The 14,746-nt window shown below is 33.2% G+C and carries 18 protein-coding genes and 1 tRNA gene; 12 read left to right on the plus strand and 7 right to left on the minus strand.

Features of this window, described 5'->3' with window-relative positions; translation table 11 throughout:
* Position 1: 1 nt before the first annotated feature.
* From METIN_RS06895 to METIN_RS06925, 7 genes are all read left to right on the plus strand, one after another.
* Positions 2–1,315 (plus strand): bifunctional hydroxymethylpyrimidine kinase/phosphomethylpyrimidine kinase, encoded by a 1,314-nt coding sequence (locus METIN_RS06895; RefSeq protein WP_048203472.1) that lies wholly within the window; start codon positions 2–4, stop codon positions 1,313–1,315.
* 13 nt (positions 1,316–1,328) lie between these two features.
* Positions 1,329–2,399, plus strand: a complete 1,071-nt coding sequence (locus tag METIN_RS06900; protein WP_013100767.1) for a DUF2117 family protein — start codon at positions 1,329–1,331, stop codon at positions 2,397–2,399.
* Positions 2,400–2,408: 9 nt separating this feature from the next.
* Positions 2,409–2,990 carry a GTP-binding protein EngB gene (engB, locus tag METIN_RS06905; RefSeq protein ID WP_013100768.1) on the plus strand — a complete coding sequence of 194 codons (582 nt, stop codon included), beginning with the start codon at positions 2,409–2,411 and terminating at the stop codon, positions 2,988–2,990.
* A gap of 127 nt (positions 2,991–3,117) precedes the next feature.
* The gene (locus METIN_RS06910) at positions 3,118–4,161 is read left to right on the plus strand and encodes an ATP-binding protein (RefSeq protein ID WP_013100769.1); all 1,044 of its coding nucleotides are present in this window, start codon (positions 3,118–3,120) and stop codon (positions 4,159–4,161) included.
* Between the two features lie 57 nt (positions 4,162–4,218).
* On the plus strand, positions 4,219–5,205 hold the full coding sequence (wtpA, locus tag METIN_RS06915; RefSeq protein ID WP_013100770.1) for a tungstate ABC transporter substrate-binding protein WtpA: 987 nt from the start codon (positions 4,219–4,221) through the stop codon (positions 5,203–5,205).
* Positions 5,198–5,923, plus strand: coding sequence for an ABC transporter permease (locus METIN_RS06920; protein ID WP_013100771.1), 726 nt, complete (start codon positions 5,198–5,200; stop codon positions 5,921–5,923). Before wtpA ends, METIN_RS06920 begins: the two co-directional genes overlap by 8 nt.
* Positions 5,924–6,796, plus strand: coding sequence for an ATP-binding cassette domain-containing protein (locus METIN_RS06925; protein WP_013100772.1), 873 nt, complete (start codon positions 5,924–5,926; stop codon positions 6,794–6,796).
* Here the strand turns inward: METIN_RS06925 and METIN_RS06930 are convergent.
* Positions 6,777–7,493 (minus strand): Stp1/IreP family PP2C-type Ser/Thr phosphatase, encoded by a 717-nt coding sequence (locus METIN_RS06930; protein ID WP_013100773.1) that lies wholly within the window; start codon positions 7,491–7,493, stop codon positions 6,777–6,779. The genes METIN_RS06925 and METIN_RS06930 overlap by 20 nt on opposite strands.
* Before the next feature lie 112 nt (positions 7,494–7,605).
* On the opposite strand from METIN_RS06930, the gene METIN_RS06935 reads away from it, so the two are divergent.
* The 3 genes from METIN_RS06935 (at position 7,606) to METIN_RS06945 (ending at position 9,429) form a co-directional block, all read left to right on the plus strand.
* Entirely contained in the window at positions 7,606–8,679 is a 1,074-nt protein-coding gene (locus tag METIN_RS06935; RefSeq protein WP_013100774.1) for a tRNA (guanine(10)-N(2))-dimethyltransferase, read from the plus strand.
* Positions 8,676–9,290 (plus strand): family 16 glycoside hydrolase, encoded by a 615-nt coding sequence (locus METIN_RS06940; protein ID WP_013100775.1) that lies wholly within the window; start codon positions 8,676–8,678, stop codon positions 9,288–9,290. Before METIN_RS06935 ends, METIN_RS06940 begins: the two co-directional genes overlap by 4 nt.
* A gap of 64 nt (positions 9,291–9,354) precedes the next feature.
* Positions 9,355–9,429: transfer RNA gene (locus tag METIN_RS06945), tRNA-Ile, on the plus strand.
* Positions 9,430–9,503: 74 nt separating this feature from the next.
* Here METIN_RS06945 and METIN_RS06950 read toward each other — a convergent pair.
* Complete coding sequence (locus METIN_RS06950) at positions 9,504–9,887, minus strand: DUF2209 family protein (RefSeq protein ID WP_013100776.1); 384 nt, start codon at positions 9,885–9,887, stop codon at positions 9,504–9,506.
* The gene (gene taw3 / locus METIN_RS06955) at positions 9,884–10,450 is read right to left on the minus strand and encodes a tRNA(Phe) 7-((3-amino-3-carboxypropyl)-4-demethylwyosine(37)-N(4))-methyltransferase Taw3 (RefSeq protein ID WP_013100777.1); all 567 of its coding nucleotides are present in this window, start codon (positions 10,448–10,450) and stop codon (positions 9,884–9,886) included. The genes METIN_RS06950 and taw3 overlap by 4 nt, the downstream gene beginning before the upstream one ends.
* Before the next feature lie 22 nt (positions 10,451–10,472).
* Here taw3 and METIN_RS06960 point away from each other — a divergent pair, with 22 nt between their 5' ends.
* Entirely contained in the window at positions 10,473–11,288 is an 816-nt protein-coding gene (locus tag METIN_RS06960; RefSeq protein WP_013100778.1) for a phosphoadenosine phosphosulfate reductase domain-containing protein, read from the plus strand.
* Complete coding sequence (gene cobT / locus METIN_RS06965; protein WP_013100779.1) at positions 11,285–12,313, plus strand: nicotinate mononucleotide-dependent phosphoribosyltransferase CobT; 1,029 nt, start codon at positions 11,285–11,287, stop codon at positions 12,311–12,313. The genes METIN_RS06960 and cobT overlap by 4 nt, the downstream gene beginning before the upstream one ends.
* Here the strand turns inward: cobT and comD are convergent.
* From comD to rpsB, 4 genes are read right to left on the minus strand one after another with little or no spacing between them, the layout of a single operon-like run.
* The gene (gene comD, locus METIN_RS06970) at positions 12,282–12,779 is read right to left on the minus strand and encodes a sulfopyruvate decarboxylase subunit alpha (protein ID WP_013100780.1); all 498 of its coding nucleotides are present in this window, start codon (positions 12,777–12,779) and stop codon (positions 12,282–12,284) included. The genes cobT and comD overlap by 32 nt on opposite strands.
* A gap of 1 nt (position 12,780) precedes the next feature.
* Positions 12,781–13,416: a 30S ribosomal protein S3ae gene (locus tag METIN_RS06975; protein WP_013100781.1), complete on the minus strand. Its 636-nt coding sequence runs from the start codon at positions 13,414–13,416 to the stop codon at positions 12,781–12,783.
* A gap of 4 nt (positions 13,417–13,420) precedes the next feature.
* Positions 13,421–14,032, minus strand: coding sequence for an HVO_0476 family zinc finger protein (locus METIN_RS06980; protein WP_013100782.1), 612 nt, complete (start codon positions 14,030–14,032; stop codon positions 13,421–13,423).
* 9 nt (positions 14,033–14,041) lie between these two features.
* Entirely contained in the window at positions 14,042–14,707 is a 666-nt protein-coding gene (gene rpsB, locus METIN_RS06985; RefSeq protein ID WP_013100783.1) for a 30S ribosomal protein S2, read from the minus strand.
* Positions 14,708–14,746 lie beyond the last annotated feature (39 nt).

Genomic DNA, 14,746 nt, shown 5'->3' on the forward strand with positions numbered 1-14,746 from the left:
GATGATAAAAAAAGCTTTAACCATTGCTGGAAGTGATAGTGGCTCTGGAGCAGGGATAGAGGCTGATCTAAAAACCTTCTGTTCCTTTGGAGTTTATGGTTTAGTGGCTATAACAGCAATAACTGCTCAGAATACTTATGAGATTAGAGAGATTAGAGAGTTAGATGCTAAGATAGTTAGAGAGCAAATAATAGCTGTAGCTGAAGACTTTGGAGTTGATGCTGCTAAGACAGGGATGCTTTATAGTGGAGAAATTATTAAAGAGGTTAGGAAGGTTGTAAAAGATTATCAATTTCCTTTAGTTGTTGATCCTGTCATGCTCTCTAAAACTAACACTTTATTATTAAAAGAAGATGCTATAGAAAAGCTTGAGAACCTATTTAAGATTTCTACTTTAATAACTCCAAATATTAATGAGGCTGAATTTTTAAGCTCTAAGAAGATAACCAATTTAGATGATGCTATTGAAGTAGCTAAAACACTATTTGAAAAATATAAAACTAACATATTAATTAAAGGAGGGCATTTAAAAGGAGAAGCTATTGATATTTTATATAATGGAGAGCTCAAATTATTTAAATCTCAAAGGGTTTCTGGCTGTACTCATGGAACAGGCTGTAGCTTTTCAGCAGCTATCACTGCCTGTTTAGCTAAAGGAGAGGAGTTAGAAGAAGCTATAAAGAAGGCTAAGGACTTTATTATAAAGAGTATAAGAAATAGTTATAGGATTGGAAAAAAATACTGCCCTGTTAATTCTCTCTCTATTTTAGAGGAAAAAGCTAAGAGATGGGAAACTTATAGGGAGTTAAAAGAAAGTGTAAAAGAACTTATCTCTTTAAATCCTCTTCATTTAATCCCAGAGGTTGGTAGTAACTTTGTCTATTCTCTACCATATCCTTACAATAAAGATATTAATGATGTTGCTGGGGTTGAAGGGAGGATAGTGAAAACTAAAAGAAGAGTTGTTCCTGTTGGAGATATAGACTTTGGAGTTAGTGACCATTTAGCAAGAGCTATCTTAACCTACATGGAGTTTTATCCTGAAGTGAGAAGTTGCTTAAATATAAAATACTCAGAAAAAACCATAGAGAAAGCTAAAAAGTATTTTAAGGTTTCCTTTTATGATAGAAGAAAGGAGCCTGAAGATGTTAAGAAGAGAGAAGGGGCTACAATCCCTTGGGGGGTTAGAGAAGCTTTAAAATTTGGGAAAGTTGATATCATTTATCATCTTGGAGACTATGGGAAAGAGCCAATGATCTTAATCTTTGGAAAAAATCCTAAGGAAGTTTTAGAGAAATTAAGGCTCTTAATCTAAATTTTGTGAGAGTATGAAAATTGGAGTTGTAATTCATGGCCCAACAATTATAGACAGTGGCTGGGCTGAAAAAATTATTAAGATGTTAAAAAAACTTGGAGAAGTTAAGGCTAAGTTAGGGGGCACAATGGGAAGAGTGGCAGTTATAGACAATAACTTAGAAAACTTAATAGACATCTCTGAGAAAATTATGCCATCTGAGAGTTTAAAAAGGCTTAGTGAAGAAGCTGATATCTTATTCTTACTTAACTATGGGAAGAGTAAAGAAACTGGCCATACATTTGGTAAAATTGTTGTTAGTAGAGCAAATATTAAAAAGCCAGTTATTCAAATTGAGAGACCTGGAGAGAGGGATGGAAGTATAATAGTTTGGAACTACAGTGAAGAGCTTAACAATATCTTAGAGTTTTTAAAGGAACATTTAAATTTAAATATTGAGAAGTGTTCAAGTAAAGGCTTAGAGGTTTGGGAAGAGAATAATAAAGTTTTTAGGAAAGTTCATGGAGTTTCTCCTGGAGAAACTATCTTAGTTAATGGAGTTGTTGTAGGAAGAGCTAAAGAGAGGGAAGTTATCTTAGTAGCTGAAGATGGGAAAATAATTGATATTATAGGAGGAGAGCTTAAAGAGGAAGGAGTAGAAAGATTAAAGAATGTTGATTTAAATAAGGCTATAATAAAAACTGGAATTTTAAGGAAAAAGGCTAATAAGTTAAGAGTGAAAGAAGGGAAAGATGAAGGCTATGTCTCAATTATAGACCATGCTGGAGAAGATTGTATAGAAAAGGCTAAGGACTTTGTCATCACTATTGGAGATGACACTACACAGATCTGTGGAGACATATTATCAAGATTTGGAGTTAAAATTATTGGAGTTACTGATGGAGATGCTGATAAAATTATAGAAGAGCCAAAATTTACTGATGGCTCAGTTATCCTCTTGGTCAAGAATGTTAGAGATGACCATGCTGGAGAGATATTAAAGAAAAATTTAAAAGAAAGAAAGTATAAATTTGATGAGTTAGTTGAAGAAGTTGAAAAAATCTTTAAAAATTATGGAATAGAGTATGAAAAAATCAAAAAATAAGGATGAAACATGAAGCCCAAGGTTGTGGTTGTAGGAAGGAGTAATGTAGGAAAATCTACCTTAGTTAGACTACTTACAGGAGATAAGAGAGTTAGAGTTGGAAAGAGGCCAGGGGTTACATTAAGGATAAATGAGTATGAGCTAAAGAACTACACCTTAGTAGACATGCCTGGTTTTGGTTTTATAAAAGGAAGACCTAAAGAAATTGAAGAGAGAGTTAAAGATAATATAGTTAGATATTTAGAAGAGAATGCTGATCAGATAGCTACAGCTATTCAAATCATAGACGGAAAATCCTTCATAGAGATAGTTGAAAGATGGAAAGATAAAGAGATTCCAATAGATATAGAGATGTTTGACTTCATCACAGAGTTAAAAATTTCTCCTATTTTAGTAGTGAATAAAATGGATAAGATAAAGAAAAATGAGAGAGATAAGATATTAAATTCTATCTGTGAGTATCTAAAAATGTCTCCACCCTGGCATCAGTGGAAATTTATAGTGCCAGCATGCTTAAAGAAGGGAGAAGGATTAGATGAAATTAAAAGATTAATTAATAAGAGAGTTGAAGTATTTAAGAAATTAAAATGAGTGTCCCCTCTCCTATCCTACTCCTCCCTCATCTCTGGGCAAGATCAGGGGAGTGGGCCAGAGAGGGAAAATTATCTTTTAATTTGTGATAATATATAAAGGTAATCTTTTGTTGTAAGGTGAAACTATGAAATTCTTTAATCGAGAAAAAGAAATTAGAGAGATTCTTTCTATTTTGGAGTTTGAGCCTAATTTTATCTATTTTATTTATGGGCCTATTAATAGTGGGAAAACAGCTTTAATTAACGAAGTTATCAATAAGCTTGATGAGAAATATGTGGTATTTTATTTTGACTTGAGAGAGATTTTTATTTCTAAATATGAAGACTTTATAGAGGTTTTGTTTGAGGAGTATGAAGAAGATAAAAATCCTATAGAATTGGTTAAGAGCTTAGTTAAAGACTCTTCCGTTCTCTTTGGAATTCCTACACCAAAGAATACGTTAGAAACTTTACTGAGTAAAAAGAAACCTAAAAATGTTTTTAAATATATAACTAATATTTTATTGGAGCTTAGGAAAGAAGGAAAACAACCAATTATTATCTTAGACGAGCTTCAGAAGATAGGAGATTTAAAAATTAACGGCTTTTTGATTTATGAGCTTTTTAATTACTTCATAAGTTTAACTAAGCATAAACACCTATGTCACGTCTTTTGCCTATCTTCAGATTCTTTATTTATTGAGAAGGTTTATAGTGAAGCAATGTTAAACGGTAGAGCTAAATATTTATTAGTTGATGACTTTGATAAAGAAACAGCTTTAAGATTTATGGATTTTTTAGCTAAAAACATTTTAAATAAAAAACTCTCAAATAAAGAAAAAGAATTAATTTATTCCTACGTTGGAGGGAAACCTGTAGATATAATTTACGTTATCCAAGAACTCAAAATTAAAAATCTAAAAGAGATTCTAAATTACTTATTAAGCGATGCTAAACAAAAACTAAAATACTTCTTAGAAGACGTTAAAGAGAAAAATGAAACTCTTTATAAAGAAATCTTGGACGCTTTAAAAGTATTTAAAGATAGTTATGAGGTTGAAGATATAACAATAAATAAAAAGGTTAGAGAGCTCTTAGTTAAGAGAAATATTCTATTTTTGGATCCCATTAGAGGTACTTTAAAGCCCCAAAGCTTTTTAGTTTGGAGAGCTATAAAAAAGATTATATAAATTTCAAGAGAGAAAAATTATTAAAAATACCCAGAAATAATATCCAAGGGGTTGATTATGAATATTAAAAGATTTTTAATCTTAATTTTACCCCTTATAGTTTTATCAGGATGTATAGAGAATGAGCAAAGCACAACCTTAAAAGTTTTTCATGCTGGTTCTCTCTCAGTGCCTTTTGAGAAGTATAAGGAGTTGTTTGAAAAAACCCATAAAAATATAAATATTGAGAATGAGCCAGCTGGTAGTGTGAAGTGTGTAAGAAAAATTATTGACCTTAAAAAAAGAGCAGATGTTTTAGCTGTAGCTGACTATACCTTAATCCCTAAGATGATGTTCCCAGACTATGCTGATTGGTATGTGATGTTTGCAAGGAATGAGATAGTGTTAGCATACACAAATAAGAGTAAATACTATAAAGAAATTAATAAAGACAATTGGCATAAAATCTTAGAAAAAGAGGATGTTAAATTTGGCTTCTCAAATCCTAATCTTGATCCTTGTGGTTATAGGACTTTAATGGTTTTAGCTTTAGCCTCTCATTACTACAAAGAGCCAGTATTTGAAACTTTGATAGAGGAGAATACTAACATAAAGATAGAAAACAATACTATAATAGTTCCAAAAGATATTAAGGTTAATACTAATAAGATAGTAATGAGAGGGAAAGAGGTTGATCTCTTAGCTCCATTAGAGACTGGAGCTTATGACTACTTATTTATTTATAAGAGTGTTGCTAAGCAGCATGGCCTTAACTATGTAGAGTTGCCAGAAGACATTAGCTTGGGAAGCTATGATAAAGAAGAAACCTATAAAAAAATTAAAGTCCATTTCTTAATGAACAATAAAACAATAGAAGGGAAGCCTATAATTTATGGACTAACTATTCCTAAAAATGCTCCACATAAAAAAGAGGCTTTAGAGTTTGTAAAATTTATACTTGAACATCCTGAAGTTTTAAAAGAATGCTATCAACAGCCAATAACTCCAGCTATAGGGAAGGGGAATATCCCAGAAGAACTAAAAGGGCTGGTGAAGAATGGATAAGATCTTTTATTTTATTTTATCCATAACTTTCCTTTTTATCTTTCTTCCAATTTTTTACTCTTTAACTAATCCAGGAAACTTATCATATCTTTTCCATGCTGAAGTTTTAGAGGCTTTTAAAGTTACTATCTTAGCTGGCATCTTAGCCACTTTTATCTCTCTTCTTCTATCTTTACCTTCAGCTTACATCTTAGCAAGAAAGGAGTTTAAGTTTAAAAAGTTTGTTGAAGGAATTTTAGATTTACCTATGGCTATTCCTCATGTAGTAGTTGGAATTATGCTACTCTCTTTTATTTATGGGATAGATCCTTTAAAAGAGCTTGTAGGGCCTTATATAGTGGATAACTTTTTTGGGATAGTCTTGGTTTATCTCTTTGTTGGCCTACCTTTCATGCTCAACTCTTTAAAAGATGGGATCTTAGCAGTTGATGAAGAGCTTGAGCATGTCTCAAGAACCTTAGGAGCAAGTAAGGTTAAAACCTTCTTCACCATCATTCTCCCTTTAATAAGAAACAATATTATAACTGGCTCAATTCTCTGCTTTGCCAGGGGGATAAGTGAAGTTGGGGCTTTGTTGGTTATAGCATACTACCCTAAAACTGTCCCAATTTTGATATTGGAAAACTTTAATAACTTTGGCCTTCAAGCCTCTAAGCCTCTTGCTGTAGCCATGATAATCTTAAGCTTGATTATCTTCATAATACTTAAGGAGATTTAGATGATCACTATAAAGAACTTATCCAAGAGATGGAAGGAGTTTCAGCTAAAGGACATAAGCTTTAGCTTAGATAAAGAATATTGTATTATCTTAGGCCCTTCTGGAAGTGGGAAGTCAGTTTTATTAAAGTGCATAGCTGGAATCTTAAAACCTGATGAGGGAAACATCTTTTTAGAGGGGGAGGAGATAACTAACAAAGCTCCAGAGGATAGAAATATTGGCTATGTTCCTCAAAATTATGCCCTCTTCCCACATCTAAATGTTTATAAAAATATAGCCTATGGCTTAACCATTAAAAAAGTTGATAAGCTAAAAATTGAGAGAAAAGTTAGAGAGATAGCTGAATTTTTAAATATTGCTCATCTCCTTGATAGAGAGCCAAAAAGCTTAAGTGGTGGAGAGCAACAGAGAGTAGCTTTAGCAAGAGCCTTAGTTTTGGAGCCTAAACTTCTACTATTAGATGAGCCAACATCTTCCTTAGATATAAGTATAAAGGAAGAAATTATAAAAGAGCTTAGCAAGATAGAGATAGCTGTTATCCATGTCACCCATGACTTGGTTGAAGCAAGAAGCTTAGCTGAAAAGTTGGGAATCTTTATAGATGGAAAACTCTTAGAGTTTGGAGATAAAAAAATATTGGATAAGCCAAAAAATAGAAAGGTTGCTAAATTTTTAGGGTTTAATGTTATTGATGACAAGATAGTAAGCCCTTGGGATGTTAAAGTAGAATTAGGAGGAGAATATAAAGTTTTAAATGTTTTAGACTATGGTTATTATAAAAAAATTTTAGTTGATTATAATGGAACTCTATTAAAGATTTTCACAAAAAAGAATATCTCAATAGGAGACAAGGTTAATGTTTATATACAATAATACTTACATTATCCTTAGTTTTTTCTAAGGCCAACTCTAATAGAGAATTTACAATCTCCTTAACCTCTTTCTTTTCCCTAATCACATCTAAGATTTCTCTCTCCCTAACATAGTCATGAAGCCCATCAGAGCTTAACAGTAAGAGATCTCCTTCTTTTAACTCCAAATTATAGAGATCAACCTTAAGCTCCACTCCTAAAGCATGTGATATAATATTCTTCATCGGATGGGTTAAAGCTTCTTCCTCTGAAATGATTCCATTGTCTATTAAAGCTTGAACTAATGAATGATCCTTAGTTTTAAAAACTATCTCTCCATTTCTAATTAAGTAAGCTCTACTGTCTCCACAGTTTGCTATATAACACTTATCTCCCCTAATAACAGCAGTTGTTAATGTTGTTCCCATTCCCTCTTTATCTCCAACAGCCTCTTCCAATATTCTTTTATGTGCCTCTTCATAGGCTTTTATTAATAAGCTCTCTATATCCTCATTGTTTGTTAAAAACACTTCTCTTAAGGTTTCTGTGGCTATCTTTGAAGCCACTTCTCCAGCATTATGCCCTCCAAGCCCATCAGCAACAGCTAAGAGGTAAATATCATTTATCTTTTCAACCAATATATTGTCTTCATTATTTTCTCTCTTCCCTTTGTGTGAAACTCCATAGGCTTTATCCACTTCCTTAGTGATGAATTCCATAATTTTCACACCAAATAAGATTTTTTTCTGAATAACAAATTTTCTATAAGTCTCTAATATAAAAATTATTAATAAGTTGTTAAAATAAAGATGCTAAAAAATGGGATCTAACATGATCATAGAGGAGGGAAAGGTTAAGATAGATATCCCAGATGATTTAACAATAACTAAGGATGATGAAGTTTTCTACAATCCAAAAATGGAGACTTGTAGGGATATAAGTGTAGCTGTAATAAAGGCTTTTCTTGAAGGAAAAGAAGAATTTTATATAGCTGATGCTCTTGCTGGAACTGGAGTTAGAGGGCTAAGGTATGCTAAGGAAGTTGGAGGAGAAGTTTATCTAAATGATATAAATCCTAAGGCTTACAAAAGGATAATTGCAAATGCCAATTTAAATAATATAAAGAATATTAAGGTTTTTAATGAAGATGCCAATGTTTTTTTAGCCAAGCATTTTAGATTTTTCCATGTTGTTGATATAGATCCCTTTGGCTCTCCATCTCCATATATAGACATGGCTATAAGAGCATTAAAGCCTAAGAATGCTCTTCTCTGTTTAACAGCCACTGATACAGCTGCCCTATGTGGAAGGGCTAAAAAAGCTTGCCTTAGGAAGTACTTAGCTTATCCATTGCTAAGTAGAGATTGTCATGAGATGGCTTTAAGGATTTTAATAGGCTATGCTATGAGAATGGCTACAAAGTATGAGATTCAACTAATGCCCATCTTTGCCCATGCCACTGATCACTATGTAAGGGTTTATCTAAAAACTGATAGAGGAGCTAAGAAAGCTGATGAAGTATTTAAATATCTTGGCTATGTAAGAGAGGTTAATGGCTTTAAAATTATCAAGCCCTACAATAAACCAGAGGAAAACTTTGCTGGCCCTTTATATATAGGAAATTTGTATAATAAGGAAATTGTTGAAAAAGCCTTAAAATACTGTGAAGGTAGAGCTTATAAGATAGTCTCTAAAATAAAAGAAGAGGCAGAGATAGAGCAAGTTGGATGCTATGACACCCATCAATTGGGAAAGCTTTTAAAGGTTTCAGTTCCTCCTATAAACTATATAGTTGAAAGCCTAAAGGAGAAGGGTTATAAAGTAGCCATCCCTCACTATAATCCAAGGGGGATAAAAACCAATGCTCCACCTAGGGAGATTATAGATATTATGGTGAGAAAATGATCAGAAAATTTCTCATTATTGTCTTAACCCTTGTTATCCTCTCTGGTTGTACTGTTGTTCCTAAATCTTTTCAGGATAATTTTGAAGAATACAATATAGGGCAAAAGGCACCATTTGGAAAGTGGAAGCTAAAGCAAGGAGAGTTTGTGATAACTGCAATCTTAAGTGAAGATAAGAAGAATTTAAATAAGGTTGCTGAATCCATAAATCATGGAGTTATTTATGTAGATGAAAACTTCTCTGATTTTATGTATAGTGTTGACATAAAAAGAAAAGAACCATCTGATCAGCCAAGGATTTACTTTGGATTACAAAATAATGCAAACTCTGGCTATTACATAGTTTTAGAACGTAATGATATGGGATATTCCCTTTATAAATTTAATGGCTCTGAAGTTAAGCTCTTAAATAGAAGTTACTCAGCAGCCCCTGCAGGCACTGACTTTTACAGATATCAAGTTGTAGTTAAGGGAAATCTAATAAAGTTCTTTGCCGGGGGACAATTATATATAACTTATAGAGATAACAGTACTAAAGCCATTGTTGGAGGAATTGGAATAGGATATGGAAATGGTTACTATGACAATGTAAGGGTTGAGGTAATAAGTTAATTTAAATTAACAAATTAGAAAAGTTTTTATATAACTTCTTTAAATTTTATCTTTGCTCTTGTGTAGGGCGGTGGCTCAGCCTGGTTAGAGTGCTCGGCTGATAACCGAGTGGTCCGGGGTTCAAATCCCCGCCGCCCTATCATTTTTCTATTTTAGATAACTCAAATTAAATCTAAATTTAATTAAATCTTTAATTTATGATTTTAAATATTTTTACTTATCTAAATTTTCCAATAAGAATTTTCTAAAAGAGTAAGAGATGTGATGAGCTATATTTATAGCCTCTAACTCTCCTCTTGTCTTTGGGAATATCACTTTCTTTCTTAGAACACCTTCAACAACATCCTTAGAAAGGTTAAAAAATTCTCCTCTTTCACAAAGGACATATTCAAAGTCTTCAAATTTATTTATAAACTCTTTTAATTCTCTTAAAATGTCCCTAACCTTCTGGCTCTTCTCTTCCTTAACCATCACATCTATCTTTTCCACATGGACAATTCTGTCAGCTAAGATCTCTAAGAGTATGCCAGCATAAACCCTTAAATACCTATTCCCAATATTATGCCTTCCAGAGATGTCTATGGCTAAAACCTTTATCTTCCCACCTTCTCAGCCCATTTAAATAGTAATTCTCTTGCTCTCTTAAGTTTTAAAATACTATATTCTAATAAAAATTTTAAATATTCATCATCTATAAAAATTCTCTTTCCCTCTCCTATTGGAGCATCTATTTTATAGGTGGTTAAGATCTCAACAATAACTCTTTTGTTGGAGATAGATTTAATAGATGAAGCCTTTAAGCCAGAGTGTATAGCTAAGTCTAATAAATACTTAGCCCTCTCAACATCTCTACAGGCAATATGTAAAATAGGAGAGTTCATAACAAAAATTAAATAGCCATCAACTGGCCTAACTCTACTCTTAACCTCATCAAAGCTTGGATAGTTGTGCCACTTCCCTAACCATCTTGAGAACAGCTTAGGATTCTTATACTTTGGAATCTCCATGATGCCAATCCTTCCTATACAGCTTGATGTTGTATAATAATCCTTTAAAGAGTTAATCTTATCTAAGATTGGAATAATTTCTTCATCCACCAAGCCCTCAGCTATGGCTAAGTTTAACTTCATCAAGGTTCTCTTCTTATCCTCATCAAACATTTTCTCACTTTTGGTGATATTAATGGAGTGTTCCCTCTGTATTCACACAGAGAAGACTAAGAAAATTATTAATGGCCTGTGTGTTGATTGCCTAACTTATAAAAAGTATCCTCCAGACTTTGAGAAGATGAAGGAAGAGGTTGAAGAAAGATTAAGAAAGTTAAGAGGAACAAAGGATAAGTGTATTTTATCCTTCTCTGGTGGGAAAGATAGTGTCTCAGCCTTAAAGATGCTTGTTGAGGACTTTAAGATTAAGCCACTATGTGTTTTAGTAGATAATAAATATCTTGCAAGAGAAGCTATTGAAAATGCTTTAAACTTAGCTAAACACTATAACTTAAACCTCCTAATTATTAATAAAGATTTTACAGAATTATTTAATGATGCTTTATCAAGAGGAGAAAGCCCTTGTAGGAGATGCTCAAGACTAATTATGAGAAGTGTCTGGAAGGTGGCTAAGAGTTTAAATATTAAGTATATTATAACTGGCCATGAGCTACCCTTTGGCCACTCAGCTATAAGAAGGATGAAGGAAGGAGTAGAGATGATAAGGCTCTTAGCTCCCTATAGAATTAAAGAAGAAGATAAATATAAAATGATAGAACACTTAAATTTTAAAAAACCTAACCTTGCTGGATACACAACCAACTGCTTAGTTCTTGGTTTAGCTATACAAAGATTCTATGATAAATATGGGTTTAGCTTTGAGATTGATAGAATTGCTACAATGGTTAGGTTGGGCTTGTTAGATAAAGAGAGGGCTAAAAAACTTGTTGAGAGGCCAGAGGTTCCTTTAGAAGTTATATTAGAGCTAAGAAAAAGAGGGTTAAGAGTATGATTATAAGGATAAATGACAATAACTTTTTAGATAACTTTAACAATCCTCTTTTTTTATGTGTCATCTCTTCCATAGAGACAACTCTATACTACCCAATCTCTGGAGTTCATAAAGATTTTATAAGATATACTCCAGCTGCTGATGTTGAATTAGTATTCTTGGGGAAAACCCTATCTATAAAAACTCCTCCCTTAGACTCTTCTCTATCTCCATCTCCAGCAGTGATAAGTAGAGCTTGCATCTCTCTTTTAAATATAAAAAATCTTCATACAAATGCTGGCTCTTTTGTAAAGCCTAAGATCCCTCATATCTTAGTTGATGAAAAGCCCACTGGAAGGATAGAGTTAGGAAAAGCTATGAGTAATTCAAAAGAGCTCTTTAACCTTGGCTATCTCTTAGGGAAAAATCTTACTGCAGAGAGCTTAATCATTGGAGAATCTGTCCCTGGAGGAACAACAACAGCCTTAGGGGTTTTAAAGGGTCTTGGCTATGATGCTGAGCATAAGGTTAGCTCAGGCTCTATAAATAATCCTCATGAGCTAAAAATTAAGGTTGTTAATAGTGGCCTCTCCAAGGTTGAGAGGAGAGAGCTCTTTAATATATTAAATGCTGTTGGAGACAAGATGATGCCAGTGGTTGCTGGCATTGTTAAGGGGTTTAAAGGAAATGTCTTATTAGCTGGAGGTACACAGATGGCTGCAGTTTTGGCTGTTATTAAAGAGATAGATAGAGAGTTATTAAAAAAGGTTGCTATTGGGACAACTGAATTTGTTTTAAATGATAAAAATAGTGATCTTATAGGATTGGTTGAGCAAATAGGAGATGTTCCAATATATGGAGCTAAGTTAGGATTTGAAAAGAGTAGCTTAGAAGGTTTAAGGAAATACTGTGAAGGGGCTGTTAAAGAGGGTGTAGGAGCAGGAGGCTTGGCTGTTTATACACTGAGTAAGGGAATATCTAATGAGAAGATAAGGGAAGAGATTGAGAAGAATTTTAGTAAGTGGTATCCCAATACTCAGAGGTGAAGAGAATAGCAACAGGATAGTTAATTTTTTCCATAAATTTAGAGCCTTCAACTATGTAATAGATAGCTTCTTCCCCATTCTTTGGAACAAAGTAAGGGATCTCACAAACCTCTAAAAGCTTTTTTGTCCACAACCCCATAGGAATCTGAGCAGGAATTTCCTCTTTTAGTAAGCCTCTATGGCTAATTATCAATAATGTAGGAATCTGATAAGTTTTATAAAGAGAAGCTATAGCATTTATTGAATTCCCTAAGCCAGAGTTTTGCATAATTATACATGTTTTTTCTCCAGCTAAGTAGGCTCCAGCACAGATTCCAAAGGCTTCTTCCTCTCTTGTCACTGGAATATGTTTAATTTCTTTATCATTATTAATTAACTCTAAAAGAGTTTTAAATTTGGCACAGGGAAGAGAGCAGATAAATTTAATGTTAGCCTTCTTAATCCCTCTATATATATGTTCAGCCAATTTACTCCTCCTCTTTTATGTAACCTTCATTCTCCTCTTTCTTAGCTAAGCTTAAAACCTCTGATTTATAGACAATAACATTTCTTATTGGGAATATTTTTTTACACTCCTCTTTTATCTTCTCAGCCATCTCTCCAAAGAGCATAGCTTGGACATACTGAGGGAATGTTTTCTCTTTAGCCATATTCTTAATAATTTCTTCAGCCTTCTTTCTTATATCTGATTTCTGTCTTGTATGTGCTCTCCTTGCAGTTAAAACACTAACCTTAGTTCTAACCTTATAGTTGTCTTGTGTTGTCACATCTAAGATAACATCAACCTTACTCATTCTCCTTCTAACCTGTGCTTTCATAAACTCTCTTGTTGTGTCATGCCCATAGTATTGAGCTATAGCCTTATTTCCAGTAATCCCAAAGATTTTAAAGTATATTCTATGCATGTGCTTAGTAGGATCTCCTGTTAAATCTTTTAAGCTTGTTTCTGCAACTCTTCCTAAAACTAAGCTTGGATCATTTGCTGGAGTATAACCTATAAAGACACCACCAAACTCTGGAGTAGCATATATCTCATACCAAACCTTCTCCTTCCATTTATCTCTCACTTTTCTTACTTTTCTTCTTGCCCTTGCTGTAGCCATTCAATCACCTTTTAATATCTTTTAAATACTCTGTTAAATCTATTGAACTTCTTGAAAACTTTACAGGATCTCCATAAATCCTTTTTATCTCAATAGCTTTAGCTTTCCTTCTATCTCCTTTCTCTGTTTTAATCTTCTTTATTTTAAAGAGTCCTTCATTTACTTTATAAACTTTATCAACTTCAAACTCAAAATCTGGAGGAACTATAAGATAAATGCTATATGTCTTACCCCTATCATTTATAGAGATTCCTATCTTCTTAGGAGCTGATAAAGATTTAGTCCATAAGTATTTTATCTCCTCTCCTTTAGCTTTATTGACACTCTCAGGAACCTCTATTTTAGTTATCCTTAAAGTTTCTCCATCAACTTCAATTTCATCTCCAACTTTGTATTCAACATCATGAATTAAATTGATCATCTTAGCCTCTGACTTATCTTCTCTACTAATTATTAGCTTAGCTTGACTTAACTTAACCTTATCCTCAATCTCTTTAACATGTCCACAGTTTAAACATCTAACTAAGTAGTAAGCATATTTATTAGACTCTCTCTTTTTTAGCACTTCAAACTCCTCATTCCCACAGATCTCACACTTATCATAAATCTTTTCCATACTATAACCTTACTTTCTTCTTCTCCTTCTTCTCTTATCCTTTGGCTGAATGATAATTCTAACCTTTGGATTCATAGCCTTCTCTAAGAATTGCTCATAAGTAAATGGTACTTGATCTCCTTCCAATAAACCTTTATTCTTTAAGAACTCTCTTGTCATTAAGTAATAAATTAGAGCTACTGCCTTCTTCCCCTTATTGTTTGTTGGAATAACCAAGTCTATGAAAGTTGTTAAATGCTCTGTATCACAGAGGGAAACTATTGGAATTCCTATTTCTGTAGCCTCTCTTAAAGCCTGTCTGTCAACTCTTGGGTCACTTATGAAGATAACTTCAGGTTCAATAAAGTCTCTATAAGCAGGGTTTGTTAGAGTTCCTGGGACAAATCTACCTATGACAGTTCTAACTCCTGTATATTTACCAAACTCTTCTAATGGACCCATGGTATAGATTCTCCTTGAAACAGCTAAAATATCCTCTGGCTCATACTTAGCCAAGAACTTAGCAGCTATTCTTAACCTTTCATCAGTTTTCCTAACATCCAAAACATAGAGCCCATCAGCTCTTACTCTGTAAATAAACCTCTCCATATCCTTAGTTTTGTGCTGTGTCCCTATGTGAATCCCTGCTGCTAAGTAAGTATCTAATGGAACCAACAATTCATCAGTCCCTGTCATCTTTTCCCATCCTCCTAAGCATTTTTAAATGGCTAAAAG

The organism is Methanocaldococcus infernus ME (assembly GCF_000092305.1).
In the GTDB taxonomy this organism is placed as follows: Archaea; AGJL01; Methanococci; order Methanococcales; family Methanocaldococcaceae; genus Methanocaldococcus; species Methanocaldococcus infernus.